Raw genomic sequence first — 19,329 nt, 5'->3', positions numbered from 1 at the left:
TGAAGAAAACCTCTGCACCAGTCCGGGAGAGCATGTGCAACGGCTCGCCACGGACTCGTGACAACGGCCGACATTCTATTGCACTGCAGTAGTGGGTGAAAATACCCAATTACAAAAAAAACCTGTTGCCAGCATGGTTATGATTAATCCATCATACGCAAAAATGCCAGGCAAAAAAAAAGGGTGCGCATCAAGCGCACCCCCAACCCCAACAGAGAGACAAAAATTCCTTACCTGATTGGCGCGCTCGCATCGCGACGCACCAATCTCGAAAACCGTAGGAAAAGTATGCCAATCCTCGTCCTCGAGGGCGTTGACGTAGGTCAACAAACCCCTCGCGGCGAGCCGAAGGCGCGCCGCTGTCGCGGGAATCACTGTTTTTTGATCTGCGAGGGAGTGTCATCGGACTGTTCCGGCTTCCGGCTTTCGGGCAGGTCACGGTCGTCCATCAGCATGCGATAGGCGGGCCCTTCCATGTCATCGTACTGACCCGAGCGCAGCGACCACCAGAAGATCGCGCCGATCACGAACACCAGCACCACCGAAAGCGGCACGAGGATGTAAAGACTTTCCATGGATGGTCAATTTACCCGGCGGTTACCCTGCAGGCGTAGGGCATTTAGCACGACGAGCAGCGAACTGCCTGCCATGCCGATCCCCGCCATCCAGGGCGTGACCAGTCCCGCCATCGCGAGCGGAATGGACGTGAAGTTGTAGGCGAAGGACCACCACAGGTTCTGCCGGATGACCGTCAGGGTGCGCCGGGCGAGGTCCACGCCACGCCCAAGACCCGCCAGGTTCTCGCTCAGCAGCACGATGTCGCCCTGGTTGCGCGCGAGCTCGGTGCCTCCCCCCATCGCAACCGAAACGTGGGCCTGGGCAAGAACCGGCGCATCATTGACCCCGTCACCGACCATGACCACGACTGCCGACGGATCATGCTGCAACCCGGTAATGAAGTCGCGCTTGCCCTGCGGCGTCATTCCACCATGCGCGTCACCCAGCCCCAGGCGAACTGCGACCGAATCCGCGACGGACTGTGCGTCCCCGCTCAGCACGGTCGTACGGACGCCCTCGGCCGCCAGCTTCGCGCTCAACTGACCGGCCTCCGGCCGCGGAACGTCGGCCAGACGAAAGAGCCCTAGCCAGCGCCCCTGCCCGCCAAGTGCGACGACGGAGCCGCCGCGGCCCGACAGTTCATCGAGGCGCGCAGGCAGGCCGCAACCCAGATGCGCCGCCACGAAGTCCGGACGTCCCAGCCAGTAGGGTTCGTCATCCACCAACCCCGTGACCCCCTGCCCTGTTTCCGACGCGAGATTCCGGACAGCGGGGAGATCTGCATCGTCGCTCGAGCGGCGCAGGGCCCGGGCAACCGGATGCTCGGACGATTGCTCCAGCGCGCAGGCGATCGCCTGCAACTGTGGAACATCGAGATCGCCGAGCGGCAGCGTTTCCTCCAGCGTCGGGCGCCCCAATGTCAGAGTCCCGGTCTTGTCGAAGACAAAATGATTGGCGTTCGCCAGCGTCTCGATCGCGTGACCGCGGGTCACGAGCACGCCCATCCGCGCCAGCGCATCGGTCGCGACCGTGAGCGCGACCGGCGTCGCGAGCGACAACGCGCACGGACATGCCACGACCAGCACCGACACGAACACCCACAGGGCCCGCGAGGGATCGACGAAGTACCAGACAACTCCGGTAATGCACGCCAGGACCAGCAACGCAACGATGAAGACGACAGCGACCTTGTCCGACTGCCGGGCGATCGCCGGCTTCTCGCTTGCGGCGCGCTCCATCAGCCGCCGGATCGCGGCCAGCCGGGTCGAATCGCCCGTCTGCTCGACCCGGATTGCAAGCGGACTGGAGATGTTGATGCTCCCCCCCGTCACGTCGCTGCCGACCGATTTGGGCACCGGCAGGCTCTCGCCGGTGAGCAGGGCCTCGTTGGCATCGCTCCGACCGTCGATCACGGCGCCGTCGGCCGGAACAACCTCGCCCGGACGAACGCGCAGGACGTCACCCACCACCAGCTGCGACACGGGAACCCGCTCGCCGGTCAGGGACGGCCAGTCGGGAAGCCGTTCGGCGAAGGCCGGCAGCACCTTCCCGAGCTCTTCCACGCCGCGCACGGCCTTCTGCCGCGCGACCATTTCGAGGTAACGCCCGCAAAGGAGGAAGAAGACGAACATCGTCACGGAGTCGAAATACACTTCGCCCCCGGCCGTCAGCGTCGCCCAGACGCTTGCACCGAAAGCGCTGCCCACCCCGAGCGCGACCGGCACATCCATGCCCAGGCGACGCAGCCGGACGTCACGCCATGCTCGCCGGAAGAACGGCGCGGCGGAATACAGGACCACCGGCAGGGTCAGCACCAGGCTCGCCCAACGCATCAACAGTTCGATGTCGGGCGTCAGGTCGCCGCCGTCACCGGCGAGGTACGCCGGGAAGGCATACATCATCACCTGCATCATGCCGAAGCCGGCCACGAACAGGCGCCACAGCATCGAGCGACGTTCCCGCTGTGCGATCTGCTCGGAACGCTCCGCGTCGTAGGGATAGGCGCGGTAACCGATCGCCTGGATGGCCGCGAGGATTTCCGACAGCCGCGTGCGGCGCTCGTCCCAGCGCACCCGCGCGCGCCGCGTGGCGTAATTGATGTCGACCCGCGACACGCCCGGCTGGCGCGAGACATGCTGCTCGTTCAACCAGACGCAGGCTGCGCAGGTAATCCCCTCGAGGATCAGCGACGCCTCCCGCTCGTGCTCTCCGACAGGCTCGACGAAGCTCTTCTGGAAATCCGGGTGGTCGAACAGGCCGAGCTCTTGCAGTTCCGCGGGCAGGGCCTCCTTTTGCGGCTCCGGCATCGCGTCGCGATGCCGGTAGTAATCCGTGAGCCCGTTATCGACGATGGAGCGCGCAACCGCCTCGCAGCCCACGCAGCACATCCGCCGCTCGACACCGTCGATCGCAACGTGGTGGCTGGACTGCGACGGGACGGGCAGGCCGCAGTGGTAGCACTCCTCGGCAGGAGCTGACGCAGGGAGAGCGGTTTCGGATGAAGTCATCGGGACGGGCGGAAGGGAGCCGGACAGGTGGCCGCTGCAGCGCAGCATGAAACTGCGAGGAATGCACTTTTAGCACACTTCCCCGATCCCGACCAAGGCTGCATCCGTAGCCCCGAAAAAACGCGGGGGCGGCCGCAAACGGCGCGCCCCCTGCTCCGATCCGACAGCCCCGAATGTCGAATTACTTCGCGGTCATCCGGATAGCGCCGTCCAGGCGGATCGTCTCGCCGTTCAGGTAGGCGTTTTCCACGATGTGGCGAACGAGCGCCGCATATTCCGACGGACGCCCCATGCGCGACGGGAAGGGCACGGTCTTGCCGAGGGAGTCCTGCACTTCCTGCGGCATGCCCATCAGCATCGGCGTCTCCATGATTCCGGGCGCGATCGTCATCACCCGGATGCCGAAGCGGGCAAGCTCGCGCGCGACCGGCAGCGTCAGCCCGACCACCCCGGCCTTTGACGCCGCATAAGCAGCCTGGCCGATCTGGCCGTCGTAGGCAGCAACCGAGGCGGTACTCACGATCACGCCCCGCTCACCCTCTTCGTTCGGGGCCGCCTTGCTCATCACGTCGGCCGCAAGGCGCATCATGTTGAAGCTGCCGATCAGGTTCACACTGATCGTGCGGGCGAAGGTTTCCAGGCGGTGCGGCGCCTCGCGGCCCACGATCTTTTCCGCCGGAGCGATACCGGCGCAGTTGACGAGCCCGTGCAGTCCGCCGAATTCGCTCACCGCACGCGCGATCGCCGCCCGGGCGCTCTCCTCGCTCGTCACGTCGGTCTGCGCAAACACGGCGTTCGCCCCGAGTTCCTGCGCGACCGCTTCCCCACCCTCGCGGTTCACATCGGCAAGCACCACCCTGCCACCGGCCGCCACGAGCATGCGCGCCGTTGCCGCGCCAAGACCGGAGCCGCCCCCGGTCACCACGAATACGCTGTTTTCGATCTTCATGCCGAACTCCTCTCCATCGCCGTCCACATGCGGCACCACGGAGGCGGAACATAATTGCAGTTGACGTCAACGTCAACTGCAGCCGCCGGTCGCACTACCTTCCCTCGCCCAGAAATCTGTACAGCGAAACGAGAATTCCCGCGGTTGCGCCCCATATGAAGTACTCGCCATAGGGCATCGCGTAGTACTCGCGCATCCTTCCCTGGTACTCCGCCCGATGCTTCTGGTGCCGGGCCGGATCGAGAAAATGCGCCAGGGGCACTTCGAAGGCCTCGGCGACCTCGAAACTGTCGAGCGCCAGATCAAACGGCGGATGCACCAGCCCGACGACCGGCGTGATGCGAAACCCCGTACCGGTCCGGTATTCAGGCAACTCGCCCAGCAACTCGATGCAATCGGGATCGAGTCCGATCTCTTCTTCCGTCTCACGCAACGCAGTCATCACCGCCGAAACGTCGGTCTCCTCCACCCTTCCGCCGGGAAAACTGATCTGCCCGGGATGATGGTGCAGATGGTCGGTGCGGCGCGTCAGCAGCACGGTCAGCGCCTGTTCGCGCGCAACGACCGGCACCAGCACCGCTGCTGGCCGCAGACCACTCCCCGACGGGCTGCCATCGTCGTGCACGGCTTCGATCACACGTGCATCGGTGAATCGCCGCCGCAACCACTCCGCATCCCGGAGTACTTCCGAACGCGAATCTTCCTTCCTTGTCACGCCCACCTCTCAGAACCGTTTGCGCAGCGTCAGGCGGTCGCCTTCCCGCTGCATGTCCATGCGGCTGAGGAAGCTCATCCCGAGCAGGACGAACGGAAGATCATTCTCGTGGATCAGACCGTCGACGCCGTGCAACGTGACGTCGCCGACACGCACCGTATCCAGCCTCACTTTCCAGACCTTTGCCGGGCCGCTGGCTGTCTGGCTCACGCCGCCCACACCCTTGTGAAAGTCGATCCCCGCACGACGCGCATCCGATGCGCCCATCGAGACCATGCTCGCTCCGGTATCCACCAGGAAGCGCACCGATGCACCATTGATGCTGCCGCTGGAAAAATGATGTCCGCGAGCATCCGCGACGAGACTGACCGCAGCGGCACCGCCCTGGTCGCCCGAACTGCCGCGGACCGGGCCTGCGCCTAGCGCCACTTTCTGCCTTGCCCCGCCGATCTCGACGATCGCAGCACCTTCGGTCACGTCGAGCAAGCGCAGCCCGTCACGGGTCTGCTCGCCCACCGCGAGCGTGCGCGGAGCCCCGCCATCCACGACCAACACCGCCTTTCGTCCGAAAAGCCCGACCAATTCTACGTCTGCAGCCAGCACGGGATGCCACGCCGCAACGGCGGCGACCAGCAGAGGAATTCGATACATCTCGACCAGCCTGATCATCATTCACCTTACCGATGAAAACGCCACATGCGCACGGCGATACGCGCGTGCCTCCATCGACCAGCGTACCTTTTCGCCTCCCGCCTGCCAAATCGCGACGCCTCACGCCACCTTGCCGCCTGCGCGCCCCCCCCGCAACGGGACGCACACCTTGACGACGAAAAGCTTGTCCCGCGTCGAGATATGCAGGGTCCCCTCGGCGTCGAAATACAGGCCCAGACGCTCCTCGATGTTGGCCAGCGCAATCCGGTTCCCGGACGGGACCGGCGAGTCGCCGCCACATACCGAGTTGGTGACCTCGATGACGAGTTCGCTCGCCCCGGCGCGAATCGAAACATGCACGTCGCCACCCGCCGCGAACGGCTCCACGCCGTAACGCACCGCGTTCTCGAGCAGAGGCTGCAGGACGAGGACGGGAACACTTACAGCCAGAGGCGCACTGTCGCGCTCCCAATGCACCCGCAGGCGCTCCCCCAGGCGCAACTGTTCGATCTGAAGATAGGCCTCCGCGAGGCGGAGCTCGTCGGCGAGCGGAACAAGGGAGCGGCTGTCTTTCAGCAGCGCACGGAAAAGATCCGACATGTCGAGCAGCACCTGCTCCGCGAGGCGGGGATCCTGTCTCACCAGCGACACCGCAGTATTCAGGCTGTTGAACAGAAAATGCGGCCGGATGCGCGACTGCAGCGCGATCAGGCGTGCCTTCGCGAGGGCAGGCGAGAGAACCCGCTGGCGCCAGTTGAAGTAGCCCAGGATCAGCGCCGCGAGCAAACCGGCGATCGCAACTGACTTCAGCACCAGCCCCCAGGGAACCGCGCCCATCCACGCATGGAACGCGAGATCCAGCCCGCCGGCGACGGTGGCAGCCACTGCCACCACGGCGCCCACGCCACGCCGATACGGAAATCGCGCCAGAAGCGGCGAGAACAGGAACAACAGCAAGACAATCGCCAGCAGGGACAACTCAAAGGGCAGCGCCGCCGCCCCGATCCCCTTCAGGGCCTCGATCACATCCGGCGAGTGGGCCGCGAGCGTAACGAGATTTGCGGCCTCGGCGATGACGAGGATGCGCAGCAGTACGCCCAGGTTGCGGAAGTCCGGAAGGGTCACGATGTCGTGCGATGGTGCGCTGTCCAACGAATCAAGCTCCTGTAGAGAAACCAGCTGCCGCCACATGCATCGTGGGGCGACGTTACCGCCCGTCCGGCTCCTTGGAGCCGTCGGTAGCGCATGCATCGGGACGGGTCCGCCACTCGTGCGCCGAAAGCACTCGCTCATCGGACGCTGCTTCTGCGTCGGCCGGACTTTGAGTAGCCTCTATCCAGGATGCAGTTCCGACCATACCATCCACGTACCCCTTCATGATATGGACACGATCGTGAACTCGAAACAACTCGCACAGCAGCCGATGCGCAACGGCTTCACCCTGATCGAAGTGATGATCGTCGTCGCTGTCATCGGGATTCTCGCCGCCGTTGCCTATCCCTCCTACACGTCCTACCTTGTGCGCGCGAACCGCAGCGTCGCCACCGCCCATCTCCTCGACATCGCGACACGGCAGCAGCAATACCGGCTCGATGCACGCACATTCGGCTCGCTCAGCGACATCGGCATGGGGACAGCGCCGTCCGAAGTCAGCAAGCACTATGCGATCAGCCTCGACCCGGCGCCAACCGCCACCGAGTTCACTGCTCAAGCGATACCGACGGGGTCACAACTGACACAGGATGCCAAGTGCGGCACCCTGCGCATCAACCAGGCAGGAACCAAATCCGTCACCGGTTCCGGAAGCGTCGCGGACTGCTGGGGCGGGCGATGATCATGAAAACAACGGCCGCTGCGCCCCGTGTATCGCCGAGGCGCCACCGCTCGCGCGGATTCTCGCTCATCGAACTGATGGTGGCCGTGGCGATACTGGCGATCGTCGCGGCAATCGGTTACCCGTCATTTCAGGGACTGCTCGCCTCGCAACGAGTGCGCGCGGCCGAAGCGGCATTGTATGACTCCCTGTTGATCGCACGTAGCGAAGCACTGAAGAGCCACGCAAGCACAAACTTCGTCACGACTGATCTGGCCAGCGGATGGTCGGTTCAGGTCGGGGGCCAGGTCGTCCACGCCCAGTCAGCCCTCGCGGGCGTGAGCTTCAGCCCTTCCGCGCCCAACGTCGTTTATGACGCGACCGGCCGTCTGGGACTGGGGACCGACCCGCTTCCGATCACGGTGACGGTAACGGGGAGCGGATCGACGGCCAAGCTCTGCATCGAGATTCGCGATCAGACCGGCAGCGTGAAACGCAAGAAGGACGGAGCATGCCCATGACGACCATATGGACAACTCCCGTCGCACGGCGGGAACAGAACGGCTTCAGCCTCTTGGAGGTCCTTGTATCGATCGTGATCCTCGCCATCGGCCTGCTTGGACTCGCCGGTCTGCAGACGAAGGCGAACGAGGTCGAGATGGAGGCCTATCAGCGCTCGGTGGCCCTGATGCTGATCGAGGACATGGCCAACCGCATTGCTGCGGGCCGCACGTACGTCACCGACTTCCAGGGCGTGAGCCTCGCCGCCTACGGCGTGGGCGATACGCAGGCCGCCACCTGTCCGACCACCGGCGACGCCGCCGCGCAACTGTGCGAATGGAGCAACGCAATGAAAGGTGCTGCCGAGAAGAAGGGCAGCTCCAACATCGGAGCCCCCATCGGTATGCGTGGCTGCCTGATTTCGGTCGCACCGACCGGCGGCGCCCTCGGTGAATTCTTCGTCGTCGGCGTCTGGCAGGGCCTGATGCCTACGGCGTCCCCCCCGGCGAACACCCCGGGCGCGCAGTGTGCCGCAGATGTCGATTTCGGCACTGGCCTGCGCCGCGCAGTCGTGACTCGCGTCCTGATCCCCAGACAAGCTGCCGGGTAATCCGCCATGAAAAAACCTGGAATGTGCCCGCGCGCCCAAGAGTTCAACGATCGATCGGCCGAGAGCGGCATCTCGCTCATCGAACTGATGATCGCGATGACGCTGGGGCTGCTCGTCATCGGTGCGATGACTGCAGTGTTCATCAACAACAGCCAGGCCCGGCGCGAACTGGACAAGGCGGCGCAGCAGCTCGAAAACGGCCGCTATGCGATCCAGATCCTTCGCGACGAGATCTCGATGGCCGGCTACTACGACGCGATGGCAAGCGTCGCCAGCCCTCCTTCCACGACCGCCGGCCCCTGCTCGACCGACGTCGCGGGATGGAAGAGTTCGATGGATGTCGCCGTCGAGGGAATCAATTCCGGAAGCTTTGCATGCGTGACGTCGGCCCAGCCCGGCACCGGAATGCTCTTCGTCCAGCGGGTCTCGACTGCAGTCACCGACCCGGCCTCGCTGAAGGCGAATCTCGCCTATCTGCAAGTGTCGCTGTGCGGCGAGGAGTATGTCAGCGCGGTCGCCGACAAACCCTTCCGGGTCAAGCTGGGCACGGACCCGTTCGATCTCCAGAAGATAGACTGCAACGCCGCCAATCGCGCCCCCATTCGGCAGTATGTGCGGAGAGTGTTCTTTATCGACCGGAACAACGTGGCAGGCGACGGCATTCCCACCCTGAAGCGCGCGGATTTTCGCCCCGAGGCGCTTGGCGGCACAAACCCCGACATCCAGGCTCTCGTCGAAGGCGTCGAAGACCTGCACTTCGAATATGCAGTCGACACCAACGGCGATGGTTCACCGGACATATTCGACGAAACCCCGTTAGCCAACCAGCTCGTCAACATCGTCGGTGTCCGTGTCTGGTTGATCGCCCGCGCCCTCGACCCGACGCCAGGTTACGACGCGAGTACGAAGACTTTCAGTCTTGGTTCAAAAGCGCCCAATACCCCCAATGACGCTTTCAAACGGCACGTGTTCAGCACATACATCGAATTGATCCACCCCGTGGGGCGGAGAACCAAATGAACCACGCACACGCACACCCGAGGCAAGACGGCGCGGTCTTGTTCGTCGGCCTGATCATGCTGATCCTGATCACCCTGCTCGCTGTCTCTGCGATCAGGATGGCCAATACCAATCTTCTCGTCGTCGGCAACGAACAGTTCCAGAAGGAGGCGGAGGACGCCGCAAACTATCATCTCGATCTCGCGCTCAACTCGGACAAATTCACGGCGCTCAACCTCGACCAAAGCGCGCCTCTGCCTGCATTCTCCGGCGCCGCCACCACGGCCGAAACGAGTTATACCGTCAAGATTCCTCCGCCGGCATGCAAGCGCTACCGATACATAAAGAAGGGGGAGTTGGTCAATCCCGTCGATAACAGCGTACCGATGGATAACCTTCCATGCTTCGGCAGCAGTCCGGGCGGCGGCCTGACCATCGTGGAAACCACCGCCCTCAACGACAACTCCTTGTGCGCGACCTCGCTGTGGGAGATGACCGCCGACGTCGATCTGCCCGGCACCGGCGCGAAGGCCCAGGTCGTGCAGGGCGTCGAAATGCGGATCGACTACGCCGAAGCGAAGAACGCGTGTAAATAAATCGTCCGGACAGCAGCATGAATCGGAGTACAAAATGAGCAAACGACTGCACTTCACGCTGGCACTCGCCTCGCTTGGAATCGGCATTTCCGCACCTATCCACGCGGAAGATATCGACATCTACACGGCGCCTCCGAACGCGCTTGCAGCCCCCAACGTTCTCCTCGTCCTCGACAATACTTCGAACTGGGCGGCCACGGACCAGCAATGGACGTATACCGGCGCCAAAAGCAAATGCGGAACCGATACCGAATGCCTCCGATATGTCGAAGCCGTATTCGCGGGAATAACCAGTGGCCCCGTGACCCAGGGCGAAGTGGAAGCGCGTACGCTCAAGGTCGTGCTCGACGAAGTCGTATGCTCGGCGGCCGAGCCTTTGCCTGTAAACATGGGTTTGATGATGCTGTCCGACGGCGGGACCGCCGCACCGGGGAACGAAAAAGGGGTCGGAGCCTATATCCGGCGTGCGATCCAGTTTCTCGGCCCGACCACCGAAGGACTCGCAGGCTGCGCCAACCTGAAAGGCGAGCTGACCGATATTTATCAGAATATCACCGCACCCCGAAACAAAATCCAGTCTTCGGGTGATTACGGTGCGGCGATGTTCGAGGCTTTCAAGTATTTCGGAGGATATGCGAGAACGCAAGGTATCGCGGCCACAGTTGGCGGAACACCCACCGACGCAACGCACTTCGGACCTATCCGTTATTCAGCGCTGGACCCGAAAAACTTCCCCACCGACCGCGCCGCATTCACTTCGGACGCCATGACTACGTACGCGAGTCCACTCGCCACGAATTCCTGCGGAAAGAATTACATCGTTTTCATTGGAAACGCTTTCCCGAAAGAAGATTTCGGTACAGACAAGAAGGTAAGCCCTCCGTCCAACATCCTTCTCAAAAACCTGGGCCTGACTCCGAGCCAGCTGCCGGAGGCGAACGACCCCAACAACATCCGGTTCGCCGACGAATGGGCCCAGTTCCTGGCCCGTACCGATGTCAGTGAACTCTCGGGCTACCAGCCTCTCAAGACCTTCACGATCGACGTCTTCAACGCCAAGGAGGACAAGGCCGAGACGGCCCTCCTCAACAGCATGGCCAAACATGGCGGCACGGGGGCCGGCGGCGCCTTCATCGTCAATGGCAACATCAAGGCGCTGGTCGATGCCATCAAGACCATCCTCACGCAGATCAGCGCCGTCAACAGCGCGTTCGCGTCGGCCTCCCTTCCGATCAGCGTCAACACCCAGGGCACCTACCTGAACCAGGTCTTCATCGGCATGTTCCGCCCGGCCGAGAACGGTTTCCCGCGCTGGGCGGGAAACCTGAAGCAATACCAATTCGCACTGCGCGAAACCACCAGTGGCGGCGTCATTTCCCGCACGCTGTTTCTTGCCGACGCGAAAAACGATCCTGCCATCGACAACGCGAACACGGGCTTCATCAATGGATGCGCCCGAAGCTTCTGGACAAAGGACTCTTCCCCCCTCACCTACTGGCAAACCGTGAGCGGGGCGGAGCGGAACATTCCTGAAGGCAGTTGCCCCAGCTCCTCGGACGAGAATGCCGTGCACAACGACAGCCCGGATGGATGGGTCGTCGAGCGTGGGGGTAACGCACAAAGGCTACGCAGCATCGGAAGCGCCAGTTCGCGTACGATCGCGACATGCGCTCCCGCACCCAGTAACTGCGACTCCACAACGGCAACGACGTTCACTCCGTCGACAGCGGACGGGAACTGGATCCAGGGAGCCAATACCGGCGACGGCTACAACCTGTCAACGCCCATCGCCGACACCGAACAATACGGCAAGACGTCGACCGAGGTGCGACCCACGGTGCATGGAGGGGTGATCCATTCACGCCCGCTAGCCATCAACTACGGCTCCGGCACTAGCGATGCCGTGGTTGTATTTTATGGCGGCGACGACGGCTTCTTGCGCGCCATAGACGGAAACAAGGATGGCAAGAGCACCAACGGCAACGAATTGTGGGCCTTTCTTGCGCCCGAATTCAGCGCAGTAAATCCCGCCACCGGCAAATCGCGTCTCGCACGAAGCAGAGACAACTATCCGCAAATCACCTTCGCGGACGATCCGACCGCGCCGAAGGACTATTTCTTCGATGGCTCGATCGGTGCCTATATCGGCCCTCAGAACGCCGACGGCACTGGATCCCGGGTAACCTATATCTATCCCGCTATGCGCCGCGGCGGCCGCATGATTTATGCATTTGATGCAACCAAGAACCCCGCAACTAGCGCTCCCATCCCCATGTGGCGCTTCGGCTGCGACAACTTCGGAAAATGTTTCGGCGGCGATGACGCGGCCAAGCTCGGCCAGACATGGTCGGCGCCCCGAGTCATCCGCGTCAAGAACCAGACCACGCTTTACACCGTGTTTGGAGGCGGCTACGACAGCTGCGAGGACAAGCAGCCGCGAGACTGCACCTCCAGCAGCCCGGGAGCCGGAATCTTTGTGCTCAATGCGAAAACCGGCGAGAAACTTCGCCACATCGCCCTCGGTAACGGACGAGTCACAGCCGACCTGGTGCCGATCGACACGGACGGCGATGGCTATTCCGATTTGATCTACGCAGCCGATACGTCCGGTAACTTGTGGCGCGTCAATCTAAGGGACCCTAGCGACGCGTCCACATCGCAGAATCAAGATAACTGGACCGTGACGCAGGTCGCGAAAGTGGGTGAATGGTCCAGCACGTCGAACGGGAACGAGCGGAAACGCAAATTCCTGTTCGCACCCGATGTGGTCCAGGTAGGAAAGTACAACGTGGTTCTCATCGGCTCGGGCGACCGGGAAAAACCGCTGCTCAAGTCCGAAGCGACCACGGTCAGGAACCGTTTCTACGGTTTCTGGGACGAATACGGCGTAATCGGCAGTGGCGGTACGGGAAGGCAGAAATTCCCCATCGATGACAGCGCAGATTGTGACGTGGCGGGCGACACGCGGGTGAGTGCCAACTGCGACGACACACTGAATCTCTTGAATACCACGGATACCACACTCGACTACCTTCCCATATTCTCAGTCGAAGCCACCCGGCCGCGCGGATGGGTGATAGATCTTACCGTCACAGCGTCAGGACAACCGTGGGAACAGGTCGTTACGACACCCGCAACGGTTGGCGGACTCGTGAACTTCAGCACTTTCCAGGCCAACAATCCGAATAGCTGCTCCTCGCTCGGAATCGCACGCGGCTATGCAGCCTGCTTCATCCACGGAGGCGCGACCTGCGGAACGCCGTCTCCCGACGGCGCGGAGCGCTCGGCCGAGTTTGTCGGAGGAGGCATGGCCCCGTCCCCGGTCACGGGAACAGTTGTGGTCGACGGCAAGATCGTTCCCTTCATCATCGGCGGCAAGCCCGAGGGCACGGGCTCAGCGCTGGAAGCCAAGTTGCCCCCTATTCCGATCAAGAAAGACAGAACCAAGGTGTATCGTTACAAGAAGATCGATTGATCGCGTCACGCAGCGTCGTAAACGGGCCGCAGCTGCGGCCTTTTTTTTTTCAGCATGTCGCAGGCACGGTACGCGGGCGACCAACCCGATTGATGATGATCTGCCTCGCGATCCCTTCGCTGCACACGGTCAAGGTACCGGCCTGCCATGCCCCCGTGTTCAACTGCTGGGTACGCCCGGAACCGACGTAGGACACGTAGTTCCCCACGCTACCATCGCCGGAAATCGTCACCCGGCCGCCACGCGCCTCCCCTGTTCTGAGCAGCGCCTCATCCGCATCCCGCTGCCCACTTTCGTTTTCGTCGTTGAAAACGATCCAGCCGCTATCCCAGCGTATATCGTCGATACAGCGATTCAAATCCGCGCTCTTGCACAGAACGGCGCGTCCATGCCGCTTCAACGCTTCCGAGCGGGTCTGGATCACCGCTGCGAAAAGATCGCTGGAGGCGTCCCTGACACGCGTCTCGGCCAATAGCCGCGCAAATGACGGCGCTGCGATCGCGGACAGTACGCCGAGAACCGCTAGCACCATCATCAGTTCAACAAGGGAGTATCCGTATTCGAGCAGGCCCCCCGCACGACAACGAACCTCGACCCTGCCTGAGTGCTGACAGCCGTCACAGATTCCCTCCGACATCGCCTTCTCCCCCGAAAAATCAGAGGAGCAATTCTAATAGCATACACAGAGTCGATGCCATAGGCATTATCTCAAGGAAAGCGCGAGAAACCGCGCGACGACTGCCCAAACGTGTCGTATTGCACAGAATCGAATCGGGGTCCCGAAGACCAAGCGACTGCCAGCTCCCGAGAGGGCGCCAGCCAGATGCCGCTCAGCGAACGGAGTGAGATCTTTGCGCGACCTTCGTCGCACGAAGAGAAACTCAGACGAAGACGTCGATCGTCCCGCCGATGCTTGCGCCCGGCGTCGGACCTGCGGGAGTGGGAAAAGCCTGCAGGAGCTGCGCTGCGTTGAGCGTCTGCAGCTCCAGCGCTTTCCTGAGGACCAGGACGGAAGCCTGGGCCTGCAGGGAAGCCGAGGCGTTGGCGGAGGCGATGGAAGCGATCGTCGTGATGTCCATGCTACCGCCAACCGGTATCAGTCGCGGAAATTTCCGAACTGCAAGGGGAAGTCGTCTACGCCCTTCTTCACCAGTGCGATAGCATCCTGCAGCACGTCGCGCTTGGCACCGGAAACGCGCACCACGTCACCCTGGATCGCCGCCTGGACCTTCATCTTGCTGTCCTTGAGGAGCTTGACGATTTTCTTCGCCAGATCCTGATCGACGCCGACCCGCACCTTCACTTCCTGCTTGACCTTGTTGCCCGAAATCTTCTGCACGTCGCCGTAGTCGAGGCAGCGCACGTCGACCTTCTTCTTGGTCATCTCGGGCAGCAGGATGGTCTTCATCTGATCGAGCTGGAAGTCGGTGTCGCCGAACATCGTGATCAGCTTGTCACCAAGCTCGAGGTTTGCGCTGGTGCCCTTGAAGTCATGGCGCCCGGCGATCTTGCTGTTGGCGACGTCCAGGGCGTTCTTCAGCGAGGGCTGGTCGACCTCGGACATGATGTCGAAAGACGGCATGTTCGGCTCCCTGCGCGATAATCAGCCGAAGTGGCAGATGTAGTGGTAAGGCTCGCCGATCACTTCGATGTCGAAGCTCGAATTGCCCGGAACCTTGAACGACTCGCCCGCGCCCCAAGTCGTCCACTCCGTCTCGCCCTTCAGGCGTACGCGGCAGCTGCCACCGACGCCTTCCATGATTTCGGGCGCGCCGGTACTGAAGGTCAGCGCCGCCGGCATGATCACGCCGACCGACTTGCGGGTGCCGTCGGCGAAAGTGATGGCGTGCGAGACGCACTTGCCGTCGAAATAGACGTTGGCCTTGGTCGTGACGGCGATGCCGTCGATCTTCTCGGTAATGCTCATGAAACGACGCTTCCTTATTCGATACCCATTAATTTCTGGATGAAGCTCTTGGCGATGAAGCCGACGAAACCGAGGCCGAGCGCGACGAACAGCCAGATCGTTCCGTAGCGTCCTGCCTTCGACTGCTTCGCGAGGTTGCCGATGATAAACAACATGTACACGATCAGCGCGGAAACGAGGATCTTGAGCGACCAGTCCTCGAATTCCGCTACCGTCAGCCCGAATATGATCGGGTCGCCCTCCATCCAGACTGCTCCTTAACCGCGCTTATTGCGGGCGTTCGCCGCAATGCGCATGCGCAGCGCGTTGAGACGGATGAAGCCGTGCGCATCCTTCTGGTTGTACGCGCCCTGGTCGTCCTCGAAGGTCGCGATCGTCGGGTCGAACAGCGAATCGGTCTTCGAATCGCGGCCGGTGACGATGACGTTGCCCTTGTAGAGTTTGAGGCGGACCCAGCCGTTGACGGTCTGCTGCGTATGGTCGATGAGCGCCTGCATGGCCTGGCGCTCGGGACTCCACCAGTAGCCGTTGTAGATCAGGCTGGCGTAACGGGCGAGCAGGTCGTCCTTGAGGTGGGCGACTTCGCGGTCGAGCGTGATCGATTCGATGGCACGGTGCGCACGCAGGAGGATGGTTCCCCCCGGGGTTTCGTAGCAGCCGCGCGACTTCATGCCGACGTAGCGGTTCTCGACGAGGTCGAGGCGGCCGATGCCGTGCTTGCCGCCGAGCTTGTTGAGCTCCGCCAGCAGCTCGTGCGCCTTCATGCGCTTGCCGTTGATCGCGACGAGGTCGCCCTTCTCGAACTCGAGGTCGACGTATTCGGCGGCATCCGGTGCAGCTTCGGGCGACACGGTCCAGCGCCACATCGACTCTTCGGCTTCCGCGGCGGGGTTCTCGAGATGGCGGCCTTCGAAGGAGATGTGCAGCAGGTTCGCATCCATCGAGTACGGCGAGCCGCCCTGCTTGTGCTTCATCTCGATGGGAATGCCATGCTTCTCGGCATAGGCGAGCAGCTTCTCGCGCGAGAGCAGGTCCCACTCGCGCCACGGGGCGATAACCTTCACGCCGGGCATGAGCGCGTAGTAGCCGAGCTCGAAGCGCACCTGGTCGTTGCCCTTGCCGGTCGCGCCGTGCGACACGGCGTCGGCGTTGGTCGCGCGCGCGATCTCGATCTGGCGCTTGGCGATCAGCGGACGGGCGATCGAGGTGCCGAGCAGGTACTCGCCTTCGTAGACGGTGTTGCAGCGGAACATCGGGAAGACAAAGTCGCGCACGAACTCTTCGCGCAGGTCGTCGATGAAGATGTTTTCCGGCTTGATGCCGAACTTCAGTGCCTTCTGGCGCGCGGGTTCGAGTTCCTCGCCCTGGCCGAGATCGGCCGTGAAGGTGACCACTTCGCACTTGTAGGTGTCCTGCAGCCACTTGAGGATGACTGAGGTATCGAGTCCGCCCGAATAGGCGAGGACAACTTTATTGACGTCGCTCATGTGGATTTCCGCTCTTTCCTTACCGCTTGACTGAAGGCCGTGTTGCCACGACCGCTTTTCGTTCCGGGATCGGCGAAGTTTTCGCGTGCCCCGGCCAAATCCTGTTTCCTGGCCTCGCCCCGCCGCGGTCGCTCCGCGTGCGCAGGGCGACACCTCAGCTTTCGACCTTGCCGAGCACCAGATACTCCATCAGCGCCTTCTGCACGTGCAGTCGGTTCTCCGCCTCGTCCCACACGACGGACTGCGGTCCGTCGATCACTTCGGCCGTGACCTCCTCGCCGCGGTGTGCCGGCAGGCAGTGCATGAACAGCGCACCGGGGTTGGCGGCCGCCATCATGTCGGCATCGACGCACCAGTCGGCAAAGGCCTTCATGCGCGCATCGTTCTCGGCTTCGTAACCCATCGACGTCCACACGTCGGTGGTAACGAGGTCGGCACCGCGGCACGCCTCCATCGGATCGTCGAACAGTTCGAAGTGTCCGCCGCCGGCGAGACCGGCGCGCGCGGGGTCGATCGCATAGCCCGGCGGCGTGGATACGCGGACCTTGAAGTCGAGGACCTCGGCGGCCTGCAGCCAGGTGTAGGACATGTTGTTGGCGTCCCCGACCCAGGCGACGGTCCTGCCCTGGATCGAGCCGCGATGCTCGATGAAGGTGAAGATGTCGGCCAGGATCTGGCAGGGATGGTATTCGTTGGTCAGCCCGTTGATCACGGGCACGCGGGAATTCCCGGCGAAGCGGTCGATGATGTCCTGCTCGAAGGTGCGGATCATCACGACATCGCTCATGCGCGAGATCACCTGTGCCGCGTCTTCGACGGGCTCACCGCGGCCGAGCTGCGAGTCGCGCGTGTTGAGGTAGATCGCCGAGCCGCCGAGCTGCTGCATGCCGGCCTCGAAGGACAGGCGCGTGCGGGTACTGGCCTTCTCGAAGATCATGACCAGCGTACGGTCGAACAGCGGGTGATACGGTTCGTAGCGCTTGAACTTGTCCTTGATCCAGCGCACGCGGCCGAACAGGTAGTCGTATTCCTCGCGCGTGAAATCCTTGAACTGCAGGTAGTGCCGCGGGGTGTTCATCCGGTGCCTCCTTATTGCGCGAGGAACTTGCGCACCAGCGGCGCGAGCGCCGACACGAGGGCTCCGGCGTCCTGCTCGGTGAACACGAGCGCGGGAAGCAGCCGGATGACGCGTTCGGCCGTGACGTTGATCAGCAGGCCGGCGTCGAGCGCCTGGCGCACGAGATCGCCGCAGGGGCGGTCGAGTTCGATGCCGATCATCAGACCGCGGCCGCGGATGTCGACGACCCCGGCCACGCCGGCCAGCGCTTCGCGCATGCCGTTGCAGATGGCGGCACCGACACGGACGGCGTTGTCCCGCAGCGCCTTGTCCTCGATCTCGTCGAGCGTCGCAAGGCCTGCAGCGCATGCGAGCGGATTGCCGCCGAAGGTGGAGCCGTGGTTTCCGGGCCCGAACAGGCCCGCCGCGCGCCCCGCAGTGACACATGCACCAATCGGCACGCCCGAACCGAGGCCCTTCGCCAGCGTCATGATGTCCGGCTTGACACCCGATTGCTGGAAGCCGAACCAATGGCCGGTGCGGCCGATGCCGCACTGCACTTCGTCGCAGATCAGCAGCCAGCCGCGCTCGTCGCATATCGCGCGCAGCTCGCGCTGGAAGGCGTCGTCGGCGATGTTGATGCCACCTTCGCCCTGAACCATCTCGAGCATGATGGCAACGACGTTGTGGTTATGCTCGCCGACCGCGCGGATCGCCGCGAGGTCCTTGTACGGGACGCGCACGAAGCCCGTCACGAGGGGCTCGAAGCCGGCCTGCGTCTTGCGGTTGCCCGTTGCAGAGAGGGTGGCGAGCGTACGGCCATGAAAGGCGTTTTCCATGACGATGATCTCGGGATGGTCGACGTTCTTCTTGTGGCCGTAGAAGCGCGCGAGTTTGATGGCGGCCTCGTTGGCTTCGCAGCCGGAATTGCAGAAGAACACTTCGTCCATGCCGGACAGGGCGGCTATGCGGTCGCCCAGTTCCTCCTGACGCGGGATGCGGTACAGGTTGGACGTGTGGAGCACGCTCGCGGCCTGTTCGGAAATGGCGCGCACAAGCCGCGGGTGGTTGTGACCGAGCGTAGACACGGCAATGCCCGAAAGCGCATCCAGATAGCGCTTGCCGGTCTCATCAAAGAGCCAGACGCCCTCCCCATGCGTGAAAGCAACGGGCAATCTGGCGTAGGTATTCATGAGATGCGACATGGGGGACCCCGTTCAGGATGTAGCAGAAACGCGCACGGCGGCACATGCCGCCGTGAATTGGTTGAAGGTCGATGTTAAGCGAAAACCGCAGGCGTTGTACAGGTTCGGGATCGACAGGCGGGTGATCCGGGCCGCTACCGGGCAAGGACGACGCGGGGCAGCGAGGGGCCGGTACGTGCGTGTTTTTTTCGGGGCCCGGCGACACCCGCATTCCGGAATCATCTGTCGCATCGCGGGATAAAGAGGGGCTTTTCTGCTAAAATGCGCCCCGTCTTTCGC

At 62.9% G+C, this 19,329-nt stretch carries 20 protein-coding genes; 6 read left to right on the top strand and 14 right to left on the bottom strand.

Features of this window, described 5'->3' with window-relative positions; all coding sequences use genetic code 11:
* Positions 1–371 precede the first annotated feature (371 nt).
* The 6 genes from ccoS to F464_RS0117850 all read right to left on the bottom strand — a co-directional run bounded on the left by ccoS (position 372) and on the right by F464_RS0117850 (position 6,571).
* The gene (gene ccoS / locus F464_RS0117875; RefSeq protein ID WP_018991213.1) at positions 372–575 is read right to left on the bottom strand and encodes a cbb3-type cytochrome oxidase assembly protein CcoS; all 204 of its coding nucleotides are present in this window, start codon (positions 573–575) and stop codon (positions 372–374) included.
* Between the two features lie 6 nt (positions 576–581).
* Positions 582–3,065 carry a heavy metal translocating P-type ATPase gene (locus tag F464_RS0117870; protein ID WP_026296114.1) on the bottom strand — a complete coding sequence of 828 codons (2,484 nt, stop codon included), beginning with the start codon at positions 3,063–3,065 and terminating at the stop codon, positions 582–584.
* A gap of 181 nt (positions 3,066–3,246) precedes the next feature.
* Positions 3,247–4,014: a 3-hydroxyacyl-CoA dehydrogenase gene (locus F464_RS0117865; RefSeq protein ID WP_018991211.1), complete on the bottom strand. Its 768-nt coding sequence runs from the start codon at positions 4,012–4,014 to the stop codon at positions 3,247–3,249.
* A gap of 94 nt (positions 4,015–4,108) precedes the next feature.
* A complete protein-coding gene (locus F464_RS28900; RefSeq protein WP_018991210.1) occupies positions 4,109–4,651 on the bottom strand; it encodes a CoA pyrophosphatase in 543 nt (180 codons plus the stop codon).
* Between the two features lie 87 nt (positions 4,652–4,738).
* Positions 4,739–5,401 carry a retropepsin-like aspartic protease family protein gene (locus F464_RS0117855; protein ID WP_018991209.1) on the bottom strand — a complete coding sequence of 221 codons (663 nt, stop codon included), beginning with the start codon at positions 5,399–5,401 and terminating at the stop codon, positions 4,739–4,741.
* Between the two features lie 99 nt (positions 5,402–5,500).
* Positions 5,501–6,571 (bottom strand): sensor histidine kinase, encoded by a 1,071-nt coding sequence (locus tag F464_RS0117850; RefSeq protein WP_232428979.1) that lies wholly within the window; start codon positions 6,569–6,571, stop codon positions 5,501–5,503.
* A gap of 190 nt (positions 6,572–6,761) precedes the next feature.
* Here F464_RS0117850 and F464_RS0117845 point away from each other — a divergent pair, with 190 nt between their 5' ends.
* From F464_RS0117845 to F464_RS0117820, 6 genes are read left to right on the top strand one after another with little or no spacing between them, the layout of a single operon-like run.
* The gene (locus F464_RS0117845; RefSeq protein ID WP_018991207.1) at positions 6,762–7,214 is read left to right on the top strand and encodes a type IV pilin protein; all 453 of its coding nucleotides are present in this window, start codon (positions 6,762–6,764) and stop codon (positions 7,212–7,214) included.
* Complete coding sequence (locus F464_RS28895; protein ID WP_018991206.1) at positions 7,211–7,714, top strand: GspH/FimT family pseudopilin; 504 nt, start codon at positions 7,211–7,213, stop codon at positions 7,712–7,714. The genes F464_RS0117845 and F464_RS28895 overlap by 4 nt, the downstream gene beginning before the upstream one ends.
* Positions 7,711–8,304 carry a type IV pilus modification protein PilV gene (pilV, locus tag F464_RS0117835; protein ID WP_018991205.1) on the top strand — a complete coding sequence of 198 codons (594 nt, stop codon included), beginning with the start codon at positions 7,711–7,713 and terminating at the stop codon, positions 8,302–8,304. Before F464_RS28895 ends, pilV begins: the two co-directional genes overlap by 4 nt.
* Before the next feature lie 6 nt (positions 8,305–8,310).
* Positions 8,311–9,324 carry a PilW family protein gene (locus F464_RS0117830; RefSeq protein WP_084600530.1) on the top strand — a complete coding sequence of 338 codons (1,014 nt, stop codon included), beginning with the start codon at positions 8,311–8,313 and terminating at the stop codon, positions 9,322–9,324.
* The gene (locus F464_RS0117825; protein WP_018991203.1) at positions 9,321–9,899 is read left to right on the top strand and encodes a hypothetical protein; all 579 of its coding nucleotides are present in this window, start codon (positions 9,321–9,323) and stop codon (positions 9,897–9,899) included. Before F464_RS0117830 ends, F464_RS0117825 begins: the two co-directional genes overlap by 4 nt.
* Before the next feature lie 34 nt (positions 9,900–9,933).
* Positions 9,934–13,374: a pilus assembly protein gene (locus F464_RS0117820; RefSeq protein ID WP_018991202.1), complete on the top strand. Its 3,441-nt coding sequence runs from the start codon at positions 9,934–9,936 to the stop codon at positions 13,372–13,374.
* Positions 13,375–13,423: 49 nt separating this feature from the next.
* On the opposite strand, the gene F464_RS0117815 is transcribed toward F464_RS0117820, so the two are convergent.
* The 8 genes from F464_RS0117815 to F464_RS0117780 all read right to left on the bottom strand — a co-directional run bounded on the left by F464_RS0117815 (position 13,424) and on the right by F464_RS0117780 (position 19,050).
* Positions 13,424–14,011 carry a GspH/FimT family pseudopilin gene (locus F464_RS0117815; protein WP_018991201.1) on the bottom strand — a complete coding sequence of 196 codons (588 nt, stop codon included), beginning with the start codon at positions 14,009–14,011 and terminating at the stop codon, positions 13,424–13,426.
* Between the two features lie 244 nt (positions 14,012–14,255).
* A complete protein-coding gene (locus tag F464_RS0117810; protein ID WP_018991200.1) occupies positions 14,256–14,453 on the bottom strand; it encodes a YjfB family protein in 198 nt (65 codons plus the stop codon).
* 17 nt (positions 14,454–14,470) lie between these two features.
* Positions 14,471–14,956, bottom strand: a complete 486-nt coding sequence (locus F464_RS0117805) for a YajQ family cyclic di-GMP-binding protein (RefSeq protein WP_018991199.1) — start codon at positions 14,954–14,956, stop codon at positions 14,471–14,473.
* 21 nt (positions 14,957–14,977) lie between these two features.
* Positions 14,978–15,301, bottom strand: coding sequence for a pyrimidine/purine nucleoside phosphorylase (gene ppnP / locus F464_RS0117800; RefSeq protein WP_018991198.1), 324 nt, complete (start codon positions 15,299–15,301; stop codon positions 14,978–14,980).
* A gap of 14 nt (positions 15,302–15,315) precedes the next feature.
* A complete protein-coding gene (locus tag F464_RS0117795) occupies positions 15,316–15,546 on the bottom strand; it encodes a DUF2788 domain-containing protein (protein ID WP_018991197.1) in 231 nt (76 codons plus the stop codon).
* Positions 15,547–15,558: 12 nt separating this feature from the next.
* On the bottom strand, positions 15,559–16,788 hold the full coding sequence (locus F464_RS0117790; RefSeq protein ID WP_018991196.1) for an argininosuccinate synthase: 1,230 nt from the start codon (positions 16,786–16,788) through the stop codon (positions 15,559–15,561).
* 154 nt (positions 16,789–16,942) lie between these two features.
* Positions 16,943–17,866 (bottom strand): ornithine carbamoyltransferase, encoded by a 924-nt coding sequence (gene argF / locus F464_RS0117785; RefSeq protein WP_018991195.1) that lies wholly within the window; start codon positions 17,864–17,866, stop codon positions 16,943–16,945.
* Between the two features lie 11 nt (positions 17,867–17,877).
* Entirely contained in the window at positions 17,878–19,050 is a 1,173-nt protein-coding gene (locus tag F464_RS0117780; RefSeq protein WP_018991194.1) for an aspartate aminotransferase family protein, read from the bottom strand.
* Between the last annotated feature and the right edge of the window lie 279 nt (positions 19,051–19,329).

Origin of the sequence: Aromatoleum toluclasticum ATCC 700605 (assembly GCF_000378245.1) — a bacterium.
Classification (GTDB): Bacteria; Pseudomonadota; Gammaproteobacteria; order Burkholderiales; family Rhodocyclaceae; genus Aromatoleum; species Aromatoleum toluclasticum.
This window is presented reverse-complemented; position numbering and strand designations above follow the sequence as displayed.

Coding starts and splice junctions, on each gene's coding strand:
- pilV (WP_018991205.1), top strand. CDS start 7,711: ATGACGACCATATGGACAACTCCCGTCGCACGGCGGGAACAGAACGGC.
- F464_RS0117810 (WP_018991200.1), bottom strand. CDS start 14,453: ATGGACATCACGACGATCGCTTCCATCGCCTCCGCCAACGCCTCGGCT.
- F464_RS0117795 (WP_018991197.1), bottom strand. CDS start 15,546: ATGGAGGGCGACCCGATCATATTCGGGCTGACGGTAGCGGAATTCGAG.
- F464_RS0117815 (WP_018991201.1), bottom strand. CDS start 14,011: ATGTCGGAGGGAATCTGTGACGGCTGTCAGCACTCAGGCAGGGTCGAG.
- F464_RS0117820 (WP_018991202.1), top strand. CDS start 9,934: ATGAGCAAACGACTGCACTTCACGCTGGCACTCGCCTCGCTTGGAATC.
- F464_RS0117865 (WP_018991211.1), bottom strand. CDS start 4,014: ATGAAGATCGAAAACAGCGTATTCGTGGTGACCGGGGGCGGCTCCGGT.
- F464_RS28895 (WP_018991206.1), top strand. CDS start 7,211: ATGATCATGAAAACAACGGCCGCTGCGCCCCGTGTATCGCCGAGGCGC.
- ppnP (WP_018991198.1), bottom strand. CDS start 15,301: ATGAGCATTACCGAGAAGATCGACGGCATCGCCGTCACGACCAAGGCC.
- F464_RS0117845 (WP_018991207.1), top strand. CDS start 6,762: ATGGACACGATCGTGAACTCGAAACAACTCGCACAGCAGCCGATGCGC.
- F464_RS0117780 (WP_018991194.1), bottom strand. CDS start 19,050: ATGTCGCATCTCATGAATACCTACGCCAGATTGCCCGTTGCTTTCACG.
- F464_RS0117825 (WP_018991203.1), top strand. CDS start 9,321: ATGAACCACGCACACGCACACCCGAGGCAAGACGGCGCGGTCTTGTTC.
- ccoS (WP_018991213.1), bottom strand. CDS start 575: ATGGAAAGTCTTTACATCCTCGTGCCGCTTTCGGTGGTGCTGGTGTTC.
- F464_RS0117870 (WP_026296114.1), bottom strand. CDS start 3,065: ATGACTTCATCCGAAACCGCTCTCCCTGCGTCAGCTCCTGCCGAGGAG.
- F464_RS0117790 (WP_018991196.1), bottom strand. CDS start 16,788: ATGAGCGACGTCAATAAAGTTGTCCTCGCCTATTCGGGCGGACTCGAT.
- argF (WP_018991195.1), bottom strand. CDS start 17,866: ATGAACACCCCGCGGCACTACCTGCAGTTCAAGGATTTCACGCGCGAG.
- F464_RS0117850 (WP_232428979.1), bottom strand. CDS start 6,571: ATGTGGCGGCAGCTGGTTTCTCTACAGGAGCTTGATTCGTTGGACAGC.
- F464_RS0117830 (WP_084600530.1), top strand. CDS start 8,311: ATGAAAAAACCTGGAATGTGCCCGCGCGCCCAAGAGTTCAACGATCGA.
- F464_RS0117855 (WP_018991209.1), bottom strand. CDS start 5,401: ATGATGATCAGGCTGGTCGAGATGTATCGAATTCCTCTGCTGGTCGCC.
- F464_RS0117805 (WP_018991199.1), bottom strand. CDS start 14,956: ATGCCGTCTTTCGACATCATGTCCGAGGTCGACCAGCCCTCGCTGAAG.